Origin of the sequence: Enterococcus cecorum DSM 20682 = ATCC 43198 (genome assembly GCF_000407565.1) — a bacterium.
GTDB classification, from domain to species: domain Bacteria; phylum Bacillota; class Bacilli; order Lactobacillales; family Enterococcaceae; genus Enterococcus_E; species Enterococcus_E cecorum.
In genome coordinates, this window is the sequence record NZ_ASWI01000003.1 from 290,104 (window position 1) to 314,313 (window position 24,210).

General features: G+C 38.8%; 21 protein-coding genes and 4 pseudogenes. 24 read left to right on the forward strand and 1 reads right to left on the reverse strand.

Annotated features, from left to right (window positions below):
• Positions 1-4: 4 nt before the first annotated feature.
• The 10 genes and pseudogenes from I567_RS02155 (at position 5) to I567_RS02205 (ending at position 8,819) form a co-directional block, all read left to right on the forward strand.
• Positions 5-1,366 carry a PTS galactitol transporter subunit IIC gene (locus tag I567_RS02155; RefSeq protein ID WP_016250606.1) on the forward strand — a complete coding sequence of 454 codons (1,362 nt, stop codon included), beginning with the start codon at positions 5-7 and terminating at the stop codon, positions 1,364-1,366.
• A gap of 18 nt (positions 1,367-1,384) precedes the next feature.
• Positions 1,385-1,657 carry a hypothetical protein gene (locus I567_RS02160; RefSeq protein ID WP_016250607.1) on the forward strand — a complete coding sequence of 91 codons (273 nt, stop codon included), beginning with the start codon at positions 1,385-1,387 and terminating at the stop codon, positions 1,655-1,657.
• Between the two features lie 12 nt (positions 1,658-1,669).
• A complete protein-coding gene (locus I567_RS02165; protein ID WP_016250608.1) occupies positions 1,670-2,422 on the forward strand; it encodes a class II aldolase/adducin family protein in 753 nt (250 codons plus the stop codon).
• A 158-nt stretch (positions 2,423-2,580) separates the two neighbouring features.
• A protein-coding gene (locus I567_RS12310) for an IS3 family transposase (protein ID WP_111736151.1) occupies positions 2,581-4,001 on the forward strand; the annotation gives its coding sequence in 2 pieces (ribosomal slippage) (positions 2,581-3,148 and positions 3,148-4,001; 1,422 coding nt in all).
• Positions 4,002-4,765: 764 nt separating this feature from the next.
• Positions 4,766-6,793 carry a BglG family transcription antiterminator gene (locus tag I567_RS02180; RefSeq protein ID WP_016250611.1) on the forward strand — a complete coding sequence of 676 codons (2,028 nt, stop codon included), beginning with the start codon at positions 4,766-4,768 and terminating at the stop codon, positions 6,791-6,793.
• A 10-nt stretch (positions 6,794-6,803) separates the two neighbouring features.
• Entirely contained in the window at positions 6,804-7,427 is a 624-nt protein-coding gene (locus I567_RS02185; RefSeq protein ID WP_016250612.1) for a bifunctional 4-hydroxy-2-oxoglutarate aldolase/2-dehydro-3-deoxy-phosphogluconate aldolase, read from the forward strand.
• Between the two features lie 3 nt (positions 7,428-7,430).
• Positions 7,431-7,888, forward strand: a pseudogene (locus I567_RS02190) (PTS sugar transporter subunit IIA).
• 18 nt (positions 7,889-7,906) lie between these two features.
• Positions 7,907-8,185, forward strand: coding sequence for a PTS sugar transporter subunit IIB (locus tag I567_RS02195; protein WP_016250614.1), 279 nt, complete (start codon positions 7,907-7,909; stop codon positions 8,183-8,185).
• Between the two features lie 18 nt (positions 8,186-8,203).
• Positions 8,204-8,395, forward strand: a pseudogene (locus I567_RS02200) (PTS transporter subunit IIC); the annotation flags it as partial.
• A gap of 49 nt (positions 8,396-8,444) precedes the next feature.
• Complete coding sequence (locus I567_RS02205) at positions 8,445-8,819, forward strand: TnpV protein (protein WP_001129922.1); 375 nt, start codon at positions 8,445-8,447, stop codon at positions 8,817-8,819.
• Between the two features lie 161 nt (positions 8,820-8,980).
• On the opposite strand, the gene I567_RS02210 is transcribed toward I567_RS02205, so the two are convergent.
• The gene (locus tag I567_RS02210; protein ID WP_016250616.1) at positions 8,981-10,831 is read right to left on the reverse strand and encodes an IS1634 family transposase; all 1,851 of its coding nucleotides are present in this window, start codon (positions 10,829-10,831) and stop codon (positions 8,981-8,983) included.
• 139 nt (positions 10,832-10,970) lie between these two features.
• Between I567_RS02210 and I567_RS02215 the strand changes: the two genes are divergently transcribed.
• The 14 genes and pseudogenes from I567_RS02215 (at position 10,971) to dgoD (ending at position 24,201) form a co-directional block, all read left to right on the forward strand.
• Entirely contained in the window at positions 10,971-11,288 is a 318-nt protein-coding gene (locus I567_RS02215) for a TnpV protein (protein WP_008976816.1), read from the forward strand.
• Between the two features lie 366 nt (positions 11,289-11,654).
• Positions 11,655-13,574, forward strand: a complete 1,920-nt coding sequence (gene tet(O) / locus I567_RS02220; RefSeq protein ID WP_000691758.1) for a tetracycline resistance ribosomal protection protein Tet(O) — start codon at positions 11,655-11,657, stop codon at positions 13,572-13,574.
• A gap of 54 nt (positions 13,575-13,628) precedes the next feature.
• On the forward strand, positions 13,629-13,799 hold the full coding sequence (locus I567_RS12315) for a cysteine-rich KTR domain-containing protein (RefSeq protein ID WP_004614788.1): 171 nt from the start codon (positions 13,629-13,631) through the stop codon (positions 13,797-13,799).
• A 487-nt stretch (positions 13,800-14,286) separates the two neighbouring features.
• Positions 14,287-14,799 carry a sigma-70 family RNA polymerase sigma factor gene (locus tag I567_RS02225; RefSeq protein WP_000241709.1) on the forward strand — a complete coding sequence of 171 codons (513 nt, stop codon included), beginning with the start codon at positions 14,287-14,289 and terminating at the stop codon, positions 14,797-14,799.
• Positions 14,800-14,893: 94 nt separating this feature from the next.
• Positions 14,894-15,319, forward strand: a complete 426-nt coding sequence (locus I567_RS02230) for an RNA polymerase sigma factor (RefSeq protein ID WP_000323895.1) — start codon at positions 14,894-14,896, stop codon at positions 15,317-15,319.
• An 83-nt stretch (positions 15,320-15,402) separates the two neighbouring features.
• A pseudogene (locus I567_RS13065) lies at positions 15,403-15,877 on the forward strand (RNA polymerase sigma factor).
• A 154-nt stretch (positions 15,878-16,031) separates the two neighbouring features.
• Entirely contained in the window at positions 16,032-17,057 is a 1,026-nt protein-coding gene (locus tag I567_RS02240) for an AAA family ATPase (protein ID WP_001170964.1), read from the forward strand.
• Between the two features lie 524 nt (positions 17,058-17,581).
• Complete coding sequence (mobV, locus tag I567_RS02245; protein ID WP_001820668.1) at positions 17,582-18,547, forward strand: MobV family relaxase; 966 nt, start codon at positions 17,582-17,584, stop codon at positions 18,545-18,547.
• Positions 18,548-18,555: 8 nt separating this feature from the next.
• On the forward strand, positions 18,556-19,410 hold the full coding sequence (locus I567_RS02250) for a ParB/RepB/Spo0J family partition protein (RefSeq protein WP_000743700.1): 855 nt from the start codon (positions 18,556-18,558) through the stop codon (positions 19,408-19,410).
• Positions 19,411-19,455: 45 nt separating this feature from the next.
• On the forward strand, positions 19,456-19,686 hold the full coding sequence (locus I567_RS02255; protein WP_001206986.1) for a YdbC family protein: 231 nt from the start codon (positions 19,456-19,458) through the stop codon (positions 19,684-19,686).
• Positions 19,687-19,757: 71 nt separating this feature from the next.
• Positions 19,758-19,949 carry a hypothetical protein gene (locus I567_RS02260; protein ID WP_001820669.1) on the forward strand — a complete coding sequence of 64 codons (192 nt, stop codon included), beginning with the start codon at positions 19,758-19,760 and terminating at the stop codon, positions 19,947-19,949.
• Positions 19,950-20,003: 54 nt separating this feature from the next.
• Positions 20,004-21,860, forward strand: a complete 1,857-nt coding sequence (locus I567_RS02265; protein ID WP_001820670.1) for a recombinase family protein — start codon at positions 20,004-20,006, stop codon at positions 21,858-21,860.
• Positions 21,856-23,037, forward strand: a pseudogene (locus tag I567_RS02270) (PTS galactitol transporter subunit IIC); the annotation flags it as partial. The gene I567_RS02265 and the pseudogene I567_RS02270, both read left to right, overlap by 5 nt.
• A gap of 18 nt (positions 23,038-23,055) precedes the next feature.
• The gene (gene dgoD, locus I567_RS02275) at positions 23,056-24,201 is read left to right on the forward strand and encodes a galactonate dehydratase (protein WP_016250618.1); all 1,146 of its coding nucleotides are present in this window, start codon (positions 23,056-23,058) and stop codon (positions 24,199-24,201) included.
• The last annotated feature ends 9 nt before the right edge of the window (positions 24,202-24,210 follow it).

Below are 24,210 nucleotides of genomic sequence, written 5' to 3' on the forward strand. Positions count from 1 at the left end.
AACTATGGAAATCTTTCAAAATGTGATTAATTATATCTTAAATTTGGGTTCTGCGATTTTCGTTCCGCTAATTATTATGATTTTAGGATTATTAGCAGGAATGAAATTTAAGAAAGCATTTATGTCAGCGATTACACTAGGTATTGCCTTTAGTGGCATGTCAATGGTTATCAACTATATGGGTAATGCGGTTAGTCCTGCATCTGAAGCACTAGCTAAAAATACAGGCATCCACTTACCAGCACTAGATTTAGGATGGACTGGTGCGGCAAGTATTACATGGTCATGGACATATGCTTTTGTATTTTTCGCTGTTACACTAGGTGTTAATTTCGTTATGTTGATTTTCAACTTAACAAAAACATTGAATGTGGATATGTGGAATGTTTGGGGAAAAGCTTTGACTGCTTATCTTGTATACTATGTTTCTGGTAGCTTAATTGCCGGTTTTGCAGCTGCAGCTATTCAAGTAGTTTTAGAATTGAAGTTAGGGGACATGTTCCAACGACACATTCAAGACTTAACAGGAATTCCGTTAGTTACAGTAACTCACTTTATGACTTCTGCAGCAGTGTTCCTATTCCCATTTAACTGGTTGATGGATAAGATTCCGTTTTTCAATAAACGCGCAGATACAAATGCTTTAAAACAAAAAATTGGTATCTTCTCTGAAAACTCTGTAATGGGATTCATTATTGGTTTAGGATTAGGTTTTGCAGCCGCTTATGGTGTTTCAGGATCATTAAACCTAGCTATTCAAGTTGCAACAGCTCTATCACTATTCCCAATGATTTCTAAGATGTTTATGCAATCATTGTCTCCTCTAGCTGATGCAATGTCAGAATTTATGAAGAAACGTTTCAAAGATCGTGAAGTATATATCGGTTTAGACTGGCCAATCTTAGCTGGACGTTCTGAAGTTTGGGTATGTGCAATTTTAATGGTTCCAGTATTCTTAGGATATGCTGTTATTTTGCCAGGGAACCAAGTATTACCTTTAGCGGGGATCATTAACTACTCAATTGCTGTTGGTGGTTTGCTATTAACTGGTGGTAACTTAGCACGTATGTTAGTTTTAGGTATTATTTCAATGCCAATTTATCTATACGGTGCAACATATTTGGCTCCAATTTTAAGTGGATTAGCAGAAAAAACAGGTGCTGTAGAAGGATTTAAGAAAGGTTCATTAATTACATGGTCATCTATTGAAGGTCCTGAATATCGTATTATGTTTGCTGAAATGTTTAATAAGAATATTTTTGCAATTGTAGGTATGATAGTATTCCTTGTATTGTTCGTATTGTTATATCGTTATATGACATCTATTAAAGTTCCTAGTGAACGTTATGAAGAATTAAAGAAATAAATTAATGAGGTGAGAGAAATGAGTAAAGGAAAGAAATTTGAAGTTGAGAAATTAAAATGGATATTCTTGTTATTCATTTCTCTCTTGATATTTTTAGTTGCTTTATATACTCGTATTTATATATTGAATCTTGTAGTAATTTTGTTGGCGTTCTACATCTATAAAAATGGTGATGCAGTAATGTTTAAAGAGTATAACGAACGGCAAAGAAAGAAAATTGAAGAAGGAAGAGTAATTCGTGAAGCAACTAAGGAAATTATACAAACCAGAAAATTTTTAAATAAAAAGTAGGAGGATGTAAGAATGTCAGATGGTAGAATGATTTTTGAAAGAGAAAGAGAAGATTTAGCACATATTGTGAGAGTGATTTTCCAACGAAAGAATACCAATGTCGCTGGTGGAAACTTTTCATTCAAAACAACTGATAAAGATGGTAAAGAATATATCATTATGACACCAACTATGATGTCTGAAGCATATCTAGGAGAATTATCACCTGCACAGATTCTTGTTGTTGAGCCTCATACCAGAAAAATTATTGATGGTGTAGGTAAATTGACGCGTGAAATTAATATGCACGAAGCAATTTATGATGCTAATCCAGAAATTCGTGCAGTCTTACATGCACATGCTCCAAATGCAATGTTTTGGGCAACTAGTGGATTACCAATGCCTAACTTAACTGAAGCTACTCAAAAAATTGCCGGAGTTCCTGTTATGCCTTTTGAACCAAACTGTTCTGAAGAGTTAGCGGAAATTACTAGCACTTATGTTAAAGAGCATGATTTAAAATTACCTCATATGTTATTACTTGATTCACACGGCGTAATAATTAATGCTGGGGGCGAATCAGGTATAGAAGCAATTCACAAAGCATTACAAATTCTTGATACAGTAGAATGGAATGCAGAAATTGCTTATAAACAATCTATTTTCCAAGCTCTAGGTTTACTTGACGGATTTTATTCTAAAGGTGAAAAAGTAGGAACATTAGAGGATTTAAAAAATAAGAAAATAATTTACAATACTGCTAAAATTGCTGCAGGTGGGGATTAATAGTAAATTAGATATGATAAAATCGATTGAGTGTTTTAATTGATATTCTTTATGTCAATAAGACAAATAAAATATCTAAAAAAATTTCATTAGATGGGACTTGTACCGACCCCAAAAAGTTAGACCATAAAATCTAACAATTGGAGGTCGGTATTTTTATGTCCAAATATTCTTTTGAGTTTAAAAAGCAAGTTGTAAATGCTTATCTTAATGGCGAAGGTGGTTATACTTATCTTGCAAATAAGTTCGGCATTCCATCTGATAATAAAGTTAAACTATGGGTGGATAATTACAATGCATTTGGCGATGAAGGATTAAAACGTTCTAGAAAAAAAGATTTTTATTCTTTTGAAAAGAAGCTTTCTATAGTAGAGTTATATTTATCAAGTGAAATCTCATATCAAGATTTAGCTCTGCAAGAAGGAATTACTAATCCAAGTATGATCACAAATTGGGTGAGTCGCTTTCGTGCAGCTGGTCCTGATGCCCTAAGACCACGCAAGAAGGGACGAAAGAAAACATTGAATACAACTAATGGCAATACACAAAACAAACCAGTTGAAGAATCTTCTGTTGATACAAGTGCAGAACATGTAAAAGAGCTAGAAGAGGAACTTCTTAAATTGAGAATTGAGAATGCCTTTTTAAAAGAACTGAGGAGGCTGCGTTTAGAGGACGAGGAAAAAATGAGAGAAAGGCACTCGTCATCAACAGTCTCCGACGAGAATTCAAACTAAAAGACCTTCTCTCTTATACAGGCATGCCTAAAGCAACATATATGTATTGGCAAAAACGATTTGATAGAGAAAATCCTGACAAAGAACTTGAAGAAAAAATCCAAGAAATCCGTAAGAATAATAAGGATTACGGATATCGTAGAATACATGGAGAGCTTCATAATCAGGGATATCTCATCAACAAAAAGAAGGTTCAGCGAATAGTTCAAAAACTTGGCTTGCAGGTGACATCCTACACACGCAAAAGTAGGAAATATAGTTCCTATAGGGGCAGGACTGGTACCATTGCACCCAACAGAATTCGCAGACGCTTTAATACGCACATACCCCATCAAAAAATCACAACGGATACGACTGAATTTAAGTATTATGAAGTTGATGTCAAAGGACATATGACAATGCATAAGCTGTATTTAGATCCATTTATGGATATGTGTAATGGAGAAATACTAAGTTACGGCATCGATAAGAAACCTTCAGCAAAGAATGTAATGAATGCCTTGGATAAAGCCATTGAAATCACTTCAGACTGCCCTTATAGACGAACATTCCATTCTGACCAGGGTTGGGCATACCAGATGAAGGCATACTCTCACAGGCTAAAAGAAGAACGAATATTTCAAAGCATGTCTCGAAAGGGCAACTGTCTAGATAATTCCGTAATGGAGAATTTCTTCGGTCTGCTTAAGCAAGAGATATACTATGGCGTTATTTACTATAGCTATGAGGAATTAAAAATGGAAATAGAACGATTTATAAAGTATTATAATGAACAACGAATAAAAGAAAAGTTAGGATGGATGAGTCCTGTTCAATATAGGCTCCATCTTTTAGCTGCATAATGAAAACGAGACGACCGGAGTCGTCTCGTAAAAAAGTCTAACTTTTGGGGGTCACCTCAACTGACTCATTAGTCCTTTTTATACAAAAAATCGGAGAAATTGATAATAGGAGTTTCTTCGATTTTTTTTGATATAAAATAATTTGGAAAAAAGCTCCAATAATTTACAAATTGATATATTTTCAAATAAAATTATTTGATTATAGATTAGATAGTAGATAGAAATATAGAATTTCCACTTTTTGCGACAATTTAAATGTCTATTATTTTTTTGAAGAAGCTATATTGTATCTTTTATTAAGTAAACAAAGTGAATTTATGCTAGACAATAATTTGATGAGGGAAGATTCTGGTAAAATAGTGTCAGTAGTTATTCGAGACATACAAATCACATTTTAAAGATATTACTGAAAGAAAAAAACAAAGTTATCAAAAACAAAATTTGTAAAAAATTTATCTGTAATGTCATATGCTGCTAATAAAGTATTGAATGAATTATTAAAAGAAAGCTATATAGAAAAAGTGGGTTAAAGTATTACATCGCTTGAAATAATATTGAATGAGTAAAAATGTAATAGCTACAATTATCCAATTATGAATATAGAGAGAATTACCTTAATAAAAATGGTAAATTCTCTCTTTTTTTATTTTGATTTTTATGCGTTACAAAAATAGAAAAATAGCATGACAAAATCTAGTTTGACTTAAGGTTTTTAATAGCTAAGGATAAGCATATAATGAAATATGTAGGAGGGATAAAATAAAATGAATGAACGGATCCGAGAAATAATTTCTATTTTACTAAAAAATCCTACTATTAAATCTAGTGAGTTGGCTGATAAACTTTCTTTAACCAAGAGACAAGTGAACTATGCCATTACTCAATTTAATCAGGAAATGGCTTTAAATAAGTTATCTGGAATTGTAAGAAAAAATGATGGTACTTTTTTTGTTCCATTAGAAGTTGTTCAAACAATAACAGAAAATTTAATTTCAAATGAACTTTATTCTGACCAAGAAAGAGTTGTCATTATTCTTTATATTTTGACATTAAATAATGAGTATACAAGTGTTCAACATTTTCTGGATTATTTAGAAGTAAGTCGTAGTACATTTACAGAAGATATAAAACGTGCTCAATGGTTAGTAGAAAAATATCGCTTGGAGATTATATATGACCGTACCAATGGATATCATATAGAAGGCTCTGAACATTATTTATTACATTTAATTAGCGACTTGGTAAAACAATATCATCTGATGAATCAAGAAATCTATGAATCAATTTTTGGCAAGGAAGTTACTTTTGAAAATATTATGCATATTATTCATAGTATGGAACAAATGCTACATCTTAGCTATTCGGATGAGTCAATAGAGTACTTAAAGATTTTCTTAATGATATTGATGATTAGAGCAAATAAGAGTGGTAAACAGGATGATTTTTTTAAAGGTGATTTAAAAACTACGCCGGAGTATCGAATGCTATCAATATTATTGATGGAAGACAATCTTGAAATATCCAATGGCTATAAAGAGTGGATGGCTTTAGCATTTTTAACTTCAAATATTTTCGAAAAAAAGACTACTCAAGAATATGATTCAGATGCTGAGTTAAAAGGGTATATACATGAAATGGTAAATAGCTTTGAAGAGCAGACCTTAATAATTGTAGATGATCGGAAAAGTTTCGAACAAAGACTATTGAACCATTTACGCCCAGCTTGTTTCCGGATCAAATATGATTTAAGTTTGGGAACATACTCATTTGAAAACTTAGTAAAAGATTCAAATCATGGAATATTAGTTGAATTAATGAAGGATTTGATTATTCCGATAGAAGATTGGTTAGGCAAAGCTTTTCCAAATGATGAATTAGATTTGTTATCTTACTATTTTGGATATCAATTAATTTCTAATAACCAAATGAGTAACAATCAGCAACCTAGAGCAGTAATAGTCTGTCAGAATGGTGTAGTTGTTTCAAAATTAATGATGGAAAATTTGAAGAAATTATTTCCAGAATTACATTTTATTGCATCTTTATCTAAGAGAGATTTCTACAAATATGAAGAAGATTATGATTTAGTTTTTTCAACGACTCCTTTAAATACAGATATGAACCAGTATATTGTTGATCCGATAATGACCTATAATCAACAAATACAACTACGCTATAATGTATTGAATAAATTAGGGTTGAATAAAGTAGATAGTGATGTAGATAAATTAATCAATACAATTAGGAAATATGCTAACATTGATGATTTATCCCAGTTGAAAGATGAAATAAAAATGTTTTTAATCCAACAAGATGACCAACATTCTATTAACGAAATCGATTCTTTACCATCCTTAACCTATTATTTGAAGCCAAGTTATATTCAAGTGAAAGATAAATGTTCAACGTGGGAAGATGCATTTAGGATTGCTTGTATTCCACTATTAGAAAATCGTGTAGTGACCGAGGAGTTCGTAAAGGATTGCATTAAACAAGCTTCCAATCCAAATTACTCTAGTTATCTTGGGAATGATTCTTGTATCCCGCATACTTCAAAAGAGAATGGCATATTGAAAGATGGCATAAGTTTATTGGTGTTGAAGCAACCGATTATTCTTCCTGATGGTAAGAGAATAAAGTATATTTTTCCACTTTCATTTAGTGATTTAACAAAACATTTAAAAGCAATTAATCAATTAGCCGATTTGTGTAGAGACAGTAAGTTATTACAGGATATATCTGAAAGCTTAAGCGAAAAAGAAATTTATCAACTAATCAGAAAAAATACTTGAGGTGTGTAGAATGAATAACTATCCAAAATATACCATTATTATGAGAGGGTACACATTAGAACAATCTGATGCAATCATTCAAGCTATGGAAGGCTTAGAAGATAAATTTGCTGTGGAAATGACAATGAATACACCAAATTGTGTAGAAAATATTAAACAATTAAGTAAAAAGTACGGTAATAGAAGAATAATTGGCGCAGGAACAGTTCGCACTTTAAAAGATGCAAAAGAAGCAGTTGAGGCAGGTGCTAAGTTCTTGTTAGGTCCACATCAATTTACTCAAGATATTTTTGATTATGCTAAGAAATGCAAAGTTATGACTGTCCCTTCAGCGATGACACCAACAGAAATAAATCAGATGCTTGCAAGCGGTGCAGACATTGTAAAAATATTTCCTGCAGCAGTTGTGACACCAAGATTTTTTAAAGATGTGCAAGCACCTTTAGGAAAAATACCTTTAATGGCTGTTGGAGGGATTTCGGTAAAAAACGCGAAACAATTTTTAGATTATGGAGCTAGTTATTTAGGAATGGGATCGGGGTTATTTGACAAATCAGATATTGAAAATTGTGATATTAATCAATTATCTAACTCATTGAAAACATTTTTAAATACGGTAGAGGAGATGGAATAGTTTATGGACTTAGTTTTGAATGAGCAATTAGTCTTTAGAGATTTAAAAGTAAAAACTCAAGAGGAAGTGTTAGATTGTTTATCTAAAAAGTTGCTCGAGCTAGGATTTGTGAAAGATGAATATGTTGAAGCAATAAAACAAAGAGAAAAAGAATACCCAACAGGTTTGCCGTCAACAGAGCCTGTAGTTGCTATACCTCATGCTAATTATGAGATGGTAGATAAAACAACATTAGCAATAGCAACTTTAAAGGAACCAATATTGTTTGAAAATATGGAAAATCATCAAGAAAAATTACCGGTTCGAATTGTCATTATGATGGCTATTGGTGAACCGCACGGACAGATTGAAATGTTACAAAAAATAGTAGGTATTATCCAAAATCAAGATTTACGAAAAAAATGATAACAGCTTCTAATGATAAAGAACTATTAGATTTATTAGAACAAGCTATTGCCTAAAAGAAAGGATGTTTAATAATGAAAAGAATTTTAGTTGCATGCGGAAATGGAATCGCTACTTCAACAGTTGTAGCAACAAAAGTAAGACAATTTTTAGAAGAACAAGGAATTCAGGCGGAAACAACACAAACGAAATTGATGGAGGTGCCAGGTAAGGTTCAAGGTTATGATTTGCTAGTTACAACTGGTCAATTTGAGGGGCAAACTGGGGATGTTCCAGTGGTTAAAGGAATGCCTATTTTAACGGGAATTGGTGCAGATCAAACCTTACAAGAAATATTAAGTTATTTAAAATAATAAAGGAGTATCAATAATATGAAGTTTATAATGGATATATTCAATTTCTTTATTGCTGCAGGTCCTACTGTAATGCTTCCTGTAATCATTACAATTATTGGCTTGATTTTTGGTTTGAAAATTTCGAAAGCGTTTAAATCCGGGTTGACTCTAGGAATTGGCTTTGCTGGTATCAAATTAATTCTTGACTTTATGACTACTAATGTAGGACGGATTTTGCGGACATTCAAAATAAAAAAGAATGTGGAGGTAACAGACAATGGCAAAATCATTATTTGAGGAACTGGGCGGCAAATACGAAAGGCAAGGGGATTATTTGATACCGTGCTTAACTGTACCCGCCGAAGAAGAACAGGCAATAGGCATCTGGGGGCAACGGCATTTAGATTATCTAAAACAGTACCGTAAAGTTACATACACCAATCTTCTTACAAGCGGCAGGCTAAACGCCTACCTTGCCGACATCAACAGACAGGCACAGGAACGCTTTGAAAGGCTCATAGAGGGTATGAAACAGGCACAGGGCATAACGGAACAGCTAAAGGCAGAAAACGCCTTAGAATGGACAGGATGCCTCAATAACATAAGGGCTTGTGCGAGGGAGATTGTGGAAAAGGAAATTATTTTTGCATAAACAGATGATTAGTGGCAGGGGGAAATCCTGCCGCTTTTTCTGCTTTAGTTTGTCAGCTTGACAAATAAAGGGTTAAGGAATATAATCCTGAGTTTTACAGTTATTTAATTATAAAACGCCCCTAATGCTTGATACATAAGCTTTTAGGGGCGTTTCTTACTTTATTCTATTTTCGTACTTTTTTCTGAGTTAACCACTCTAGAAAATTTTTTTATATATTTTTGCGATAATATCTTTCTAGCCACTTGGAATCCAAAAATATCCATCAATTCATCAACTAAATCAGTTCGGTCAAAAGCAGGAGTATAGTTTGAACCTTCAAGATAAACGATATTCATTTGACGTAAGGTTGTAATGATTTGCTCTGGACTATATTTTTCTGACAAATAATGTTTTTCAAGAATTCTATAAACAAGAAGAGCGATAAAGCAGGTTAATAGATGCCCGTTGATTGATTCTTCTTTTCTAACATACATAGGTCTGGTTCGAAATTCACTTTTCATAATTCGAAAACTTTCTTCGATTTCCCATCTTTGACGGTTAGCTTGAATGATGATACCGATATTTTTATCTTCTAAATCAGTCGTCACTACGTAGAATCCATCTAACTTTGCTTCATTTTTAATTTTTTCTGTATCTAATTGAATGACCTTGTTAGAGGCGATTTCTCCATCCTCAGTAGTTGTGGTCGTTTTTATATAATAGCTAGGCTGTCTTTGATTTTTACGATCTAACTTGCTTGGATTTTCAATAAATTTAAGAGCACGATCAATTTTTTTCTGACGAATATGTTCGTGATAAGCTTTCTGACGAAAGCTGAACGATACAATATAACGTTCTTCAAGAGAATATTTATCTTTGGCTACGTCAGATTTTTTTGTTGTCTTTTCCCATCTTTCTTTGTAAAAAATCAAATCATAAACATTTCGTTCCGTACCGTCAATATTTATTTTATAATGTTTCAAATCAGTTTCGGCATTTTCTGCGGCGTTCATGATATCCTGTAAATTGAATTTCTCTCTAGAGCCGCTAATTCTCCAACCTGAAGGATCAATAGCCCATTCCTGTAGTGATTTTTTTAATTTCTTGATAGGTTGTGTCACAATATAGGCATGATTGTTTTTCATGTTATTATACACTTTATTTTCCCAACCATTTAATCCAGCATCCGCAACGACAATGAACTTTTTCAACTGAAAATCTTCTTCAATTTTTTGTTCTAATTTGCGTAACGTAGGCTGCTCATTCATATTCCCTGCGAAAGCATAGTCCGCTAAAGGTATCCCATTACCATCCATAAACAACCCATATTGAACAATTGGATTGGGACGATGTTCTTTGCTAAAACCATATAATCTAAATTCATCTGGTTCTTCTGTTTCAAAGTAAAAATTTGTACAATCGTAGTATAAAACATTAGTATTGCGCGGATATAATTTTGTAGATCCTTGATATAATGCATTTTCAATCGTATATCGTTCTTGATACAAAATATGAAGTGCCCGATACACATCTTCCAATTGATAAGTAGATTGATGTAAAAAACGTTTTTTGTATTCAAAGGTTGCGCGTTTTGAACAAGGTTCAATAATACGTGTACAAACTAAATCACATAAGATATCAAAAAGATTAAATTGTATTTTGTATCGAGTTTGAATTTCTTGACATATACGCTTTAGCCCTAGAGAACAAAGAATATCCTTGATATACAAATATCCAACATTGTAAATTCTGGTTTCATCTTTTTCTATTAAATCCTTTTGAGCAACTTCAATAAGCATTTTACCATTTTCTGCCTTCAGTTGTTGTTTTCGCTCTTCGATATAATCTTTCAAATGATTGACAACTACTTCTCTGTCTGTAGTTTGATATTTTTCCATCAATGAATTTAAAGAACCTAGAGCCTCCACAACAAATGTAGAGCGTTTATTGGTTTCAGGATGAGTATAATCATCAATAATTGAAAACGACTCTGAATATTTAGATTTTGTTGATTTTAAACGCATTCCCATAGTAATCACCCAACTCTATTATACCATAAAGTACGAAAAAGTACGAGTGTAAAATTGAAAAAATTTGACAAAAAAATAGCTTTATACCAAGGCATAGAGCGAAAATATTTCAATTCAACTGTAAAACTCCCGGGATTATTTGATACCGTGCTTAACTGTACCCGCCGAAGAAGAACAGGCAATAGGCATCTGGGGGCAACGGCATTTAGATTATCTAAAACAGTACCGTAAAGTTACATACACCAATCTTCTTACAAGCGGCAGGCTAAACGCCTACCTTGCCGACATCAACAGACAGGCACAGGAACGCTTTGAAAGGCTCATAGAGGGTATGAAACAGGCACAGGGCATAACGGAACAGCTAAAGGCAGAAAACGCCTTAGAATGGACAGGATGCCTCAATAACATAAGGGCTTGTGCGAGGGAGATTGTGGAAAAGGAAATTATTTTTGCATAAACAGATGATTAGTGGCAGGGGGAAATCCTGCCGCTTTTTCTGCTTTAGTTTGTCAGCTTGACAAATAAAGGGTTAAGGAATATAATTAGATTCAGTATTATACAAGGAGTTAATAAATATGCGGCAAGGTATTCTTAAATAAACTGTCAATTTGATAGTGGGAACAAAAAGTAGCAGTCCCGTTTCACTTTTAATATGGGGCTTAGTTTTTTGTACCCAGTTTAAGAATACTTTTATCATGTAATTTTATATGCCCGAAAACATATAAGTGTTTTGGGGCTATTGGAGTTATTTACCCAGTGATAGGAGTATTTATCACTGGGTATTTTTATGCCCTTTTTTGGGTGTTGATAGGAGGAAAATCACATGAAAATAATTAACTTAGGCATTCTGGCTCACGTTGACGCAGGAAAGACAACATTAACGGAAAGTTTATTGTATACCAGTGGTGCAATTGCAGAACTAGGGAGCGTAGATGAAGGCACAACAAGGACAGATACAATGAATTTGGAGCGTCAAAGGGGAATCACTATCCAGACAGCAGTGACATCTTTTCAGTGGGAGGATGTAAAAGTCAACATTATAGATACGCCAGGCCATATGGATTTTTTGGCGGAAGTATACCGTTCTTTATCCGTATTAGACGGAGCAGTATTATTAGTTTCTGCAAAGGATGGCATACAGGCACAGACCCGTATACTGTTTCATGCACTACAGATAATGAAGATTCCGACAATTTTTTTCATCAATAAAATTGACCAAGAGGGGATTGATTTGCCAATGGTATATCGGGAAATGAAAGCAAAGCTTTCTTCGGAAATTATAGTGAAGCAAAAGGTTGGGCAGCATCCCCATATAAATGTAACGGACAATGACGATATGGAACAGTGGGATGCGGTAATTATGGGAAACGATGAACTATTAGAGAAATATATGTCAGGGAAACCGTTTAAAATGTCAGAACTGGAACAGGAAGAAAACAGGAGATTCCAAAACGGAACGTTATTTCCCGTTTATCACGGAAGCGCTAAAAACAATCTGGGGATTCGGCAGCTTATAGAAGTAATTGCCAGTAAATTTTATTCATCAACGCCTGAAGGTCAATCTGAACTATGCGGGCAGGTTTTTAAGATTGAATATTCAGAGAAAAGGCGGCGTTTTGTTTATGTGCGTATATATAGCGGAACATTGCATTTGAGGGATGTTATTAGAATATCTGAAAAAGAGAAAATAAAAATCACAGAGATGTGTGTTCCGACAAACGGTGAATTATATTCATCCGATACAGCCTGCTCTGGTGATATTGTAATTTTACCAAATGATGTTTTGCAGCTAAACAGTATTTTGGGGAACGAAATACTGTTGCCGCAGAGAAAATTTATTGAAAATCCTCTCCCTATGCTCCAAACAACGATTGCAGTAAAGAAATCTGAACAGCGGGAAATATTGCTTGGGGCACTTACAGAAATTTCAGATGGCGACCCTCTTTTAAAATATTATGTGGATACTACAACGCATGAGATTATACTTTCTTTTTTGGGGAATGTGCAGATGGAAGTCATTTGTGCCATCCTTGAGGAAAAATATCATGTGGAGGCAGAAATAAAAGAGCCTACTGTTATATATATGGAAAGACCGCTTAGAAAAGCAGAATATACCATCCACATAGAAGTCCCGCCAAATCCTTTCTGGGCTTCTGTCGGGTTGTCCATAGAGCCGCTCCCTATTGGAAGCGGAGTGCAGTATGAAAGCAGAGTTTCACTTGGATATTTAAATCAATCGTTCCAAAATGCGGTTATGGAGGGGGTTCTTTATGGCTGCGAGCAGGGGCTGTATGGATGGAAAGTGACAGACTGTAAAATCTGTTTTGAATATGGATTGTATTATAGTCCTGTAAGTACCCCCGCAGACTTTCGGCTGCTTTCCCCTATCGTATTGGAGCAGGCTTTAAAAAAAGCAGGGACAGAACTATTAGAGCCATATCTCCACTTTGAAATTTATGCACCGCAGGAATATCTCTCACGGGCGTATCATGATGCTCCAAGGTATTGTGCAGATATTGTAAGTACTCAGATAAAGAATGACGAGGTCATTCTGAAAGGAGAAATCCCTGCTAGATGTATTCAAGAATACAGGAACGATTTAACTTATTTCACAAATGGGCAGGGAGTCTGCTTGACAGAGTTAAAAGGATACCAGCCAGCTATTGGTAAATTTATTTGCCAACCCCGCCGCCCGAATAGCCGTATAGATAAGGTTCGGCATATGTTCCACAAGTTAGCTTAACAGCTTGCAAAAGTCATATAAAATGAGATTTGAAAGGATTAGAGACTAATTATGATGAAATGCGAATGGATATTGTGTCCTGTTTGTGGGAGCAAAACCCGTAATAAAATTAGGAAGGACACTGTTTTGGAGAATTATCCCCTTTATTGTCCAAAATGCAGACAAGAAAGATTGATTAAAGTTGACAACTTGAAGATAACTGTCATCAAAGAGCCAGACGCTTAAGACGCAGAGCCGATGAAATTGTGGAACAATTCACGAATCATCGGCTCTTTTTGTTTCGTATTTGAAAGAACAAACTCACCAAATAAAAAAAACGATATTCGGGTGGGTTATTTTGTTATACCCTAAATTACCCTCTGAATTTGTTTTTAAATTTGGAGGGATTTTTTTATGTCCTTTTTTCGGGCAGTTATCTATCTGCTCATACGAAGCAAAATTTATCAATACATAGCATATCAGAGAACGGCAGGAAACCAGTTAAAAAAATTTCTGCCAGTGCAACGGTACTTCTCACCTTGAAAGTAGAAGTACAATCTCCATACAATAGAATTACTATTTCCTATAACCGTAAAGGTCACAGAGCCTTTGCGGTTTTTCTTTTGTCGATTTTTGTTGGAAAGTGCCGTAGGGCTGTTTCTGATATGCGGTGTCGTTCTCCGCCTCTCCATCTGGATTTTTTACATTTCAAAAATTCAGATGGGAGGTATTTATGGTGAAATATGCACCAAGAAAGGTATATATCAGAGAAAGTGGCGGCTATGTGGAATTATCCTACACGGAGTTCTGCCGTTGCAGGGAATCCGACCAGACCTATATGGACAAGCTGTTTATCCCCATTCAAGGCTGTCTGCTTGAAGTCGTGAGGGAGCAATACACAGACTTCTACCGTGACAAGGAACGGTGGCGTTATCTGCAAAAATTAGATACAAAGAATAGACTGCTATCTCTCGACGGATTTACGGACAGCGAGGGGAATCCTCTGGACTTTATCACTGATGAAGCGGTGGACATTGCAGAAACCGTTGTCAATGCGGTCATGGTGGACAGGCTGAAAGCCGCCCTGCCTTTGCTGTCGGATAGTGAACAGGAGCTGATACAGGCAATCTTTTTTGACGGACTTTCCGAGCGTGAAGTCGGGGCGAGGTTGGGCATAACCCAGAGCGTTGTAAACAAACGCAAAGCCAGAATCCTAATAAAACTAAGAAAGATAATAGAAAATTAAAATTTAAGGCGTTCAGCCCCCTTGTTTTTTCCTTTGGGAAGATGAGGGGGCTTTTCTCTGCCCTCTCAATCAATTCTGATTGGAGGAAGTAAGAATGGCATACAACCACGGACGGGAGGACAGGAAATGGCGTATCTGGAAAGAAGCGGAGGAAAAGCTGCTGCGTGAGTGCGGCGTTGATGAAGCGACCATTGAGCAGATACGCATGGCGGACAGGGCAGACTTCAATTCCAACAGGCGGTTTTACCGATGGACGAATGACGTTGCGGAATATCTTGAGGACATGGCAGGCAGGGAGCGGCAGGCGGAAGTGGGTACGGTTGCGGAGTTACTGGAAGAGATTGAGAGCGAAAATCTCTATCAAGTATTAGTCACGGTGGACGGGCGTACCTTGAAAATCGTCCTGCTGAAAATGCAGGGGTATTCCACAAAGGAGATTGCCCCGCTTGTGCATTTGACGACTGGTGCCATCTATGCGAGGTTAGACCATCTGCGGAAGAAGCTGCGGAAAATTTTATAGCTTCTAAAACAGCCTGCCATCCTGCGGGCTACTGGGTGAGGGATGGAAATCCCCTCACTCATTTTTTGCAGGAGGACAACAGGATGGCATACAGGGTTAAGGCATACACGCTTCGGGAGGAATCCACGGAAAGCGGCACAAGGTATTTTATCAGCTTTAAGGACGGGCAGGGCAAATCCCACGAGTTGGAAGTGTCGGAACAGTTCTTTATGGAGTTTCGGCAGATGGAGCGCAGGAACAGGAATCTTTTCTAATGGGACGAGCGGCACAGGGAGTTTAACGAGGTATGGGACGAAACCCTTTACAGACGGGCGTTGCGTGTGCCTAAGAGCCTTGATGAACGCATGGTTGAGGAAGAACGGAATGAAACGCTCTATAAGGCGGTTGGGAGCCTTCCAGAGATACAAAGGCGGCGTTTCCTGCTCTACTACGAGTATGAGTTCAATTTTTACCAAATCGCCGCTATGGAGCATTGCACCGCTTCGGCAATACAGAAATCTGTTGCGATTGCAAAGGAGAAAGTAAAGGCGGAAATTGAAGAAATATCTCCAACCGTGACCGACACCGCCCGAAAAAGAAATCTGTTTTTTATTTGTGTGGGATTGGCGGCATTACATACTCTCACTTTTTTCCGTGGGAGTAAATCTATTTTTAAGGAGGTCAACGCCTATGTGCAACGAAAACAAAGACACCGCCCGAAAGGAGGAAAGCCATGCAGAAGTTACAGACAGTCAACGCCGAAACGCTCCTTTATGAACCGCTTGAGAAACCATCCTTTGTGGTGGACAGCCTTATCCCGACAGGCTTATCGCTGTTCTGCGGCTCACAGAAGATAGGCAAAAGCTGGCTCATGCTGAAGCTATGCTTATGCGTGTCGCAGGGAATCCCTTTATGGGATATGCCGACAATGGAGGGCGATGTGCTTTACCTCTGCCTTGAGGACACGTTCTGCCGCATACAGGACAGGTTATTTCGTTTGACGGACGAAGCAAGCGGGCGGCTCCACTTTGCCGTGGCAAGCTGCAAGCTGTCAGACGGTCTTATCGTGCAGCTTGAAGATTATCTGAAAGATTACCCAGACAGCAGGCTCATTGTCATTGATACCTTGCAGAAAGTCCGTACAGCTTCAAAAGACAATGCCTATGCAAGCGACTATGGGGACATCTCCCTCATCAAAGACTTTGCCGACAGGCACTCTCTGGCGGTCATTGTCGTACACCACATCCGAAAGCAGAATGACAGCGACGTGTTCAACAAGGTGTCTGGGACGACAGGATTAACGGGGAGTGCGGACGCTACCTTTGTTCTGGAAAAGGAGAAACGTGCGTCTGACACCGCCAAGCTGTATGTGACGGGCAGGGACACGCCTTATCAGGAATACACGCTGCGTTTCCGTGATTGCCGTTGGGAGCTTGTGGAGCGGAAAACGCAGGAGCAGCTTGCGAAAGAAACGATACCAGATGTCCTTTTTCGGTTGGTGGATTTTATGAGGGATAAGGAAGAATGGATAGGCACGGCAACGGAACTGTTAGCCGCTATGGGGGAAACGGAAACCATACCCACGGTGATTACGAAATGGCTGAATGAATACCGCACCACATTTTTAAGCGAGAACCGTATCTGCTACCAGTACAGCCGCAGGAAAGACGGCAGGCGGATTGCCCTTGCAAGGAGGGCGGGTGACAGCGGTGATGGTGGTGACAGCGATATTAGGATACCCCCCTGTTACTGTCATTGACGCTTAAAGCCATGTAAAGCTGGCGGCTCTGCCCTGCGGGTGACAGCAGTGACGGTGGTGACAGTGATTTTAGGATACCCTGCCGCTGTCATCCCTACGGGAGAACACCCCGTAAACGCAAAATGCAGGCGTGAGATTTACTCGCCCTTTTCGGTCGTGTAAAACCACCCCTGCGGTCAGAAAAATCATTCCGATTTTTCCGACTGCGTTTACAGGGTGTAACACACTACACTTTGCCCTGCAAAGTCGTGTGCCAGACGTTCCCTCTGGACTCCCTTAAGGCAGGGCTGTGCCCTGCTATCCTACGCCTTACGGCTTCGGATAAAAGAATGGCGGCATGACGGTGACGGCTCTTGCGAGGGGGGTATCCCAAAAACACCGTCATCATCGACATGACCGTCATGCAGGGGGTGAGGGTGACAGTTGCGGCAGTCGGCAGGGGGTATCCCAAAACTGCTGTCACCACCGTCACCGCTGTCACCCCAAAGGACGGTCACCCGCCGAAAGAAAGGAGGAATCCGCCTATGCCTTATGCAATCCTGCGTTTCCAGAAACGAAAAGCGGGCGGCGTTGCGGCTTGTGAACGCCACAACGAGCGGAAGAAAGAAGCCTACAAAAGCAACCCAGATATAGATATGGAACGCTCTAAAAACAATTACCATCTCATAGCACCACCAAAGTACACCTACAAGAAAGAGATTAACCGCATGGTAGCCGAAGCGGGGTGCAGGACAAGGAAAGACAGCGTGATGATGGTGGAAACGCTCATCACAGCTTCACCAGAATTTATGAACCAGTTACCGCCCGAAGAACAAAAAGCGTATTTCCAGACGGCTCTTGACTTCATTTCGGAGCGTGTTGGAAAGCAGAATATCCTCTCCGCTGTCGTCCATATGGACGAGAGAACGCCCCATATGCACCTCTGCTTTGTGCCGATTACGCCAGACAATAAGCTGTCAGCGAAAGCTATCTTAGGCAACCAGAAATCATTATCCGAGTGGCAGACCGCCTACCATGAGCGGATGTCCTCACGGTGGAATCAGCTTGAACGGGGGCAGTCCTCAATGGAAACCAAGCGGAAACACGTCCCCACATGGCTCTATAAATTAGGCGGCAGGCTTGATAAACAGTATGAAGAAATCGTGTCTGCCCTATCCGACATCAACGCCTTTAACGCAGGGAAGAAAAGGGATAAAGCGTTAGATTTACTCTCTGCATGGCTGCCAGACGTGGAGAAATTCTCTAAGGAAATCGGGAAACAGCAGGCGTATATCGACAGTTTGAAAGAGAGAATTGGGCAGGAATCAGACTATGCGGGGCGTATGCGTGATGAAAAGTACGAGCAGGAACTAAAGGTGCAGAAAGCGAATCAGAAGATATTTGAATTGCAGAGAACCAACGAGCAGATGGGGCGGCTGCTGTCAAAAATACCGCCCGAAGTGTTGGAAGAATTGCAGAAAAATCATAGAAGCAGAGCGAAAGAAAGGTAGATATGTGAATGAAGAAACAGGATTTTAAGGTGTTAAAGACCAAAGACTTGTACCCGTTCCCCGACAATCCGTTTCATGTGGCAGAAGATGAAACACTGTCAGAGTTAGCGGAAAGCATCAAGGAATTTGGCATTGTCACGCCGATAATCACACGCCCGAAAGAGGACGGGGACGGTTATGAAGTGATTGCAGGACAGCGGCGTGTCCGTGCTTCTGAACTTGCAGGGATAAATACCGTGCCTGCGTTTGTCCTGCCCTTAGACCGTGACCGAGCCATCATCACCCTTGTAGACAGCAATTTGCAGCGTGAGAATATCCTGCCATCGGAGCGGGCGTTTGCTTACAAGATGAAATCCGAAGCCATGAAGCGGCAGGGTTTCCGCACAGACTTAACCTCGTCACAAGTTGTGACGAAGTTGCGGACGGACGACAAGGTGGCACAGGGCTTCGGCGTGGGCAGGATGACCGTGCAGCGTTTTATCCGCCTGACGGAACTGATACCGCCGATTTTGCAGATGGTGGACGAGGGGAAAATCGCCCTCACGCCTGCGGTGGAACTGTCCTTCTTGAAGAAAGACGAGCAGGAAAACCTCTTTGCCACGATGGAGAGCGAAGAAGCAACGCCCTCACTCTCACAGGCACAGCGGATGAAACAGTTAAGCCAGAGCGGGCGGCTTGACATGGATACGATATTTGCGATTATGACGGAGGAAAAGGGCAACCAGAAAGAAACCTTGAAAATCAACACAAGCAAGCTGAAAAAATACTTTCCGAAGAACACAACGCCGAAGCAGATGGAGGAAACCATCATCAAACTTTTGGAGCGTGAGTTGCAGAGGAAACGCAACCGTGACAGCCGCTAATCTTCTTTTTTCGGGAAGTAAATACAGAGAGTTGAGGTATGGAGAATGAGAGAAATCCAGTATGAAATCGTAAAGGAAATCGCAGTATTGTCTACGGGCGACAGTGGCTACACAAAGGAAATCAATCTCATTTCATGGAATGGGAAAGAGCCGAAGTATGACATCCGCAGCTTTTCCCCGAACCGTGAAAAGTGCGGCAAGGGAATCACGCTGAACGCTGATGAAGCGGCGGCACTCCTTAAAGCATTACAGAAAGAATTAAACAGCGAGGATTAATGGTATCTGATTGGCAGGGCGGGGACATTTCCAAACTCTTCCCTGCCCTGTCTGGAAAGGAAGATTTAAGTATGGGCGAGGATAAGAAAGCAGATAAAAAGAGAAAGCGTATCGTGCCAAAAGCACCAGTGCAGATGATAATCAGCCGTGAATATGTCGGCACACAGACCGTTACAGAAGCGTTTGTCCCGATTATCTCCGAGGATATTCGGAAGAAGATTGCCGAGGGCGACACCTTCGACAATGAGGGGCTGTCCGCTTAGAATGTACGCAATGGGACATGAAAACAGATAGGACAGATACGGAGGTTTTACAGTATGGCAGGAATCAAAGAAGAAAAGAAAATCTATTTAGTCGGCATTTATTGCCGCTTATCTAAAGACGATGGTACGGATAACGAGAGTGCGAGCATTGCGACACAGAAATCCATCCTCACGGATTATGTGAAAAAGCAGGGATGGCACATAGCAAAAACGTATGTGGACGATGGTTATTCTGGTACAAATTTCCAAAGACCAAGTTTCCAGAATATGATAAAAGACATTGAAAGCGGTCTGATAAACTGCGTGATTACGAAAGATTTATCCCGTCTGGGGAGAAACTATCTTGATTGTGGGTTATATCTGGAAGTTTTCTTCCCAGAGCATAACGTGAGGTATATAGCGGTCAATGACGGCGTAGATACCTTGAATAAATCTGCTATGGACATCACGCCTTTCCGCAACATTTTAAACGAAATGTATGCCGCTGACATATCTGTTAAGATAAAATCGGCATATCGGGCGAGGTTTCAACAGGGGAAATTCATGGGAACTACCGCCCCTTATGGCTATATCAAAGACCCTGCCGACCACAACCATCTGCTGATAGATGATAAAGTGGCACATGTTGTAAAAGAGATATTCGACCTTGCATTAAAAGGGAATGGAGTTGCCAAAATTTGCAGACATCTTAATAAACAGCATATCCTACGCCCTGCCGCTTATGCGGCGGAGCGTGGCGAAACAGGCTTTGAACGTCATTTTGAGGGGAACGAGGACAAACGCTATATTTGGAGTGGGAACAGCGTGAGGAGCATTTTAAGAAGCCCGATATATGCGGGAAATCTTGTAGGCTACAAACGGATTGCCGCCAATATGAAAAGCAAGAAACGCCCCTCTAAGCTGCCCGAAGAATGGGAAGTGATACCCAATACCCATGAGGGAATAGTCACGCAGGAGGAATTTGATATTGTCCAACAGCTTATTACAAGTCGTAGGCTTCCACAGAACAAGGGAGGATTTGTAAATATTTTTGCAGGCGTTATCAAGTGTGTGGACTGCGGATGTGCTCTGCGGGCAATGAACGTACACAGGAGGAAACGCCCAGAGATTATCGACTGTGTACAGTATTCATGTAATAATTATGCAAGAAACGGAAGAAGCGAGTGTAGTGCCCACAATATAGAAGCAAGGGATTTATTCAATGCCGTTCTTGCCGACATCAACTGTTTTGCGGATATGGCAGTGAATGATGAAAAGGCGGTCAGGGCCATAGAAAAGCGGCTCACGGAAACAGACCAGAGCAGGGCGAAAGCATTAGAGAAAGAACGTAAGAAGCTGAACAAACGCCTTGCGGAACTGGACAGGCTGTTTTCCTCTCTCTACGAGGATAAGGTCATGGAGCGTATTACCGAGCGGAATTTTGAGATGATGTCGGGGAAATACCAGAAAGAGCAGCTTGAAATTGAAGCAAGGCTGAAAGAGGTGACGGAAACTCTTAATGAAAGCTACGAGAAATCACGGGGAATCCGTGACTTCCTCGCCCTTATCCGAAATTATCAAGGCTTAAAAGAACTGGATGCAACAGTTATAAACGCACTCATAGACAAGATACTTGTTTCGGAGCGTGAGAAGATGGCAGACGGAACAGTGAAGCAGGAAATCAAGATTTACTATAAATTCATCGGCTTTGTCGATGAATTACATATCATACCTACAAAACGGTGGGCAGCAATGCCCGCTAAAAATTGTACGGTGTGCGGCGTTGAATATGTCCCGGGCTCTGGTGCATCAAGGTATTGTCCTGCTTGTGCCAAGAAGATACGGAGGGAGAAATCAAACGAGAGCAAACGCAGGAGCAGAGAACAGAAAAGGATAGCATGTATGAACTGTCCGCAAAAAATGACCGACTAACGTTGGACCAGCAGCTAAAGCAATGGTTGATCGTACAGGAGTTCACTTAGATGCATTGGATGTTGGTTGGGGATCTATTGCAGCTGTTACTTGGGCTTCACCAATTATTGCTATTTTAATTTTTGCTATTCTGATTGTGAACATTATTTTGCTTGTACTAAAACGTACTCAGACATTAGATGTTGATATTTGGAATTACCATCATATGGCTATAGTTGGTGTAATGGTTTATTTTGTCACAAAAAATGTTTTACTTGGTGTGGGAGCATCTATTGTGATGGCTATTATTACCTTTAAACTTTCTGATTGGTCACAACCATTAGTAGAAGATTTCTTTGGTATACCAGGAGTTTCTTTGCCAACAGTTTCAGCTTTGTCTTCATTAGTGATTGCATGGCCGATGAATTGGCTTTTGGATAAAATTCCACTATTTAGAAAATCAAAATTTACGATTAAAGATGCTCAAAAATATTTAGGCTTCTTTGGAGATTCAATGATTATGGGATTAATTATTGGAATCGCCATTGGTGCATTAGCTGGATATGATATCAAACAAATTCTACAATTAGGTGTAAGTATGTCAGCTGTATTGGTATTGATTCCTAAAATGACTTCATTATTCATGGAAGGATTGATGCCTATTTCAGATTCTGCTCAAAAATGGTCTCAAAATAAATTTAAAGGCCGTCGTTTATTCGTTGGTTTGGATGCAGCAGTTGTAGTTGGTAATCCAGATGTAATTACTACTGCATTGATTATTATTCCACTTACAATTGCACTGGCATTAGTATTACCTGGAAACCGTGTATTACCATTTGCTGATTTAGCTGTAGTACCATTCAGAGTTGCCATGGTAGTTGCATTAACTAGAGGTAATTTATTGAAAAATATTGTTATTGGTTTAGTAGTTACAGCATCATTGTTATGGTGTGGATCTGCTACTTCTCCTGTTTTAACAGCAATTGCTAAGTCTGTAGGTATTAATTTAGGAACAAGTGCAGTATTAATTTCTTCATTCGCTTCTACTTCAATGATTCAAAGTTACTTGGTATTCATTGCATTTACTTTTAAACCGTTGATTAGTATCCCTATTTTATTAGTTGCATTTGCAGCGGCATGGTTCTATTTTGAAAAGGTAAAAAAAGTTAATGGTGAAAGTGAATTGGAAAATGCGTAAATGAGAGGATGAAATATTTTGAAGATATCAGATATAACTGTTTATAAAGTAAAACCACGTTGGATTTTTGTGAAGATTTCAACTGATGAAGGAATCGAAGGCTGGGGAGAAATGATTTCCGGTACTAAAACAGAAACTGTAGTAGCCGGTGCTTATGAGATTGGTAATCGCCTAATTGGTCGTAATCCTTTTGAAATTGAGCGACTATTCCAGGAAATGCATCGTTCATTCTTTAGAGGTGGTCCAATTAATGGGACAATTGTTTCAGGATTAGAGATGGCACTATGGGATATAAAAGGAAAGGCATTCGGTGTGCCAGTTTGGGAACTTCTTGGTGGTGCCGCTAGAGATAAAATTAAAGTTTATTCTTGGATTGGTGGAGATCGTCCAAATGAAGTTGCAGAACAAGCACAAGATCGATTTGATAGAGGTTTTTCAGCGGTAAAAATGAACGCTACTTCTGAATTACATTATATTGATTCTTATGAAAAAGTAGAAGAAGTGGTTGAACGAGTAGCTTCTATTCGTGAAAGATTAGGAGACAAAATGGATATTGGTGTAGATTTCCATGGTCGTGTGCATAAACCAATGGCAAAGGTTTTAGCAAAAGCTTTGGAACCATACCATCCAATGTTTTTAGAAGAAGTTGTGTTGCCTGAAAATGAAGAATATTTTAAAGAAGTTGCAAGTGTTGTTTCTACACCTTTAGCAACAGGAGAAAGATTATATACACGTTGGCAATATAAAAATATCTTTAAACAAGGTAGTATTGATATTTTACAGCCAGACGTTGCATTATGCGGAGGAATATTAGAAACTAGAAAGATTGCGGCAATGGCTGAAGCTTATGATATGGCGGTAGCACCTCATGCACCGTATGGCCCAGTTGCATTAGCCGCTACTTTACAGGTAGATGCTTGTACTCCTAATGTCTTTATTCAAGAACAAAGTTTAGGAATCCATTATAACAAAGGTTTTGACTTGTTAGATTTCATTAAAAATAAAGAAATTTTCCAATATAAAGACGGATATGTTGATCTTCCAAGTAAGCCAGGATTAGGTTTGGAAATGGATGAAGATAAAATTAAAGAGATTGCTCAAGAAGGTTTAGTTTGGACGAACCCTCAATGGAAAAACTATGATGGTACAATCGCAGAGTGGTAGAGTTAATTT

Coding starts and splice junctions, on each gene's coding strand:
- I567_RS02155 (WP_016250606.1), top strand. CDS start 5: ATGGAAATCTTTCAAAATGTGATTAATTATATCTTAAATTTGGGTTCT.
- I567_RS02160 (WP_016250607.1), top strand. CDS start 1,385: ATGAGTAAAGGAAAGAAATTTGAAGTTGAGAAATTAAAATGGATATTC.
- I567_RS02165 (WP_016250608.1), top strand. CDS start 1,670: ATGTCAGATGGTAGAATGATTTTTGAAAGAGAAAGAGAAGATTTAGCA.
- I567_RS02180 (WP_016250611.1), top strand. CDS start 4,766: ATGAATGAACGGATCCGAGAAATAATTTCTATTTTACTAAAAAATCCT.
- I567_RS02185 (WP_016250612.1), top strand. CDS start 6,804: ATGAATAACTATCCAAAATATACCATTATTATGAGAGGGTACACATTA.
- I567_RS02195 (WP_016250614.1), top strand. CDS start 7,907: ATGAAAAGAATTTTAGTTGCATGCGGAAATGGAATCGCTACTTCAACA.
- I567_RS02205 (WP_001129922.1), top strand. CDS start 8,445: ATGGCAAAATCATTATTTGAGGAACTGGGCGGCAAATACGAAAGGCAA.
- I567_RS02210 (WP_016250616.1), bottom strand. CDS start 10,831: ATGGGAATGCGTTTAAAATCAACAAAATCTAAATATTCAGAGTCGTTT.
- I567_RS12315 (WP_004614788.1), top strand. CDS start 13,629: ATGAAATGCGAATGGATATTGTGTCCTGTTTGTGGGAGCAAAACCCGT.
- I567_RS02225 (WP_000241709.1), top strand. CDS start 14,287: ATGGTGAAATATGCACCAAGAAAGGTATATATCAGAGAAAGTGGCGGC.
- I567_RS02230 (WP_000323895.1), top strand. CDS start 14,894: ATGGCATACAACCACGGACGGGAGGACAGGAAATGGCGTATCTGGAAA.
- I567_RS02240 (WP_001170964.1), top strand. CDS start 16,032: ATGCAGAAGTTACAGACAGTCAACGCCGAAACGCTCCTTTATGAACCG.
- mobV (WP_001820668.1), top strand. CDS start 17,582: ATGCCTTATGCAATCCTGCGTTTCCAGAAACGAAAAGCGGGCGGCGTT.
- I567_RS02250 (WP_000743700.1), top strand. CDS start 18,556: ATGAAGAAACAGGATTTTAAGGTGTTAAAGACCAAAGACTTGTACCCG.
- I567_RS02255 (WP_001206986.1), top strand. CDS start 19,456: ATGAGAGAAATCCAGTATGAAATCGTAAAGGAAATCGCAGTATTGTCT.
- I567_RS02260 (WP_001820669.1), top strand. CDS start 19,758: ATGGGCGAGGATAAGAAAGCAGATAAAAAGAGAAAGCGTATCGTGCCA.
- I567_RS02265 (WP_001820670.1), top strand. CDS start 20,004: ATGGCAGGAATCAAAGAAGAAAAGAAAATCTATTTAGTCGGCATTTAT.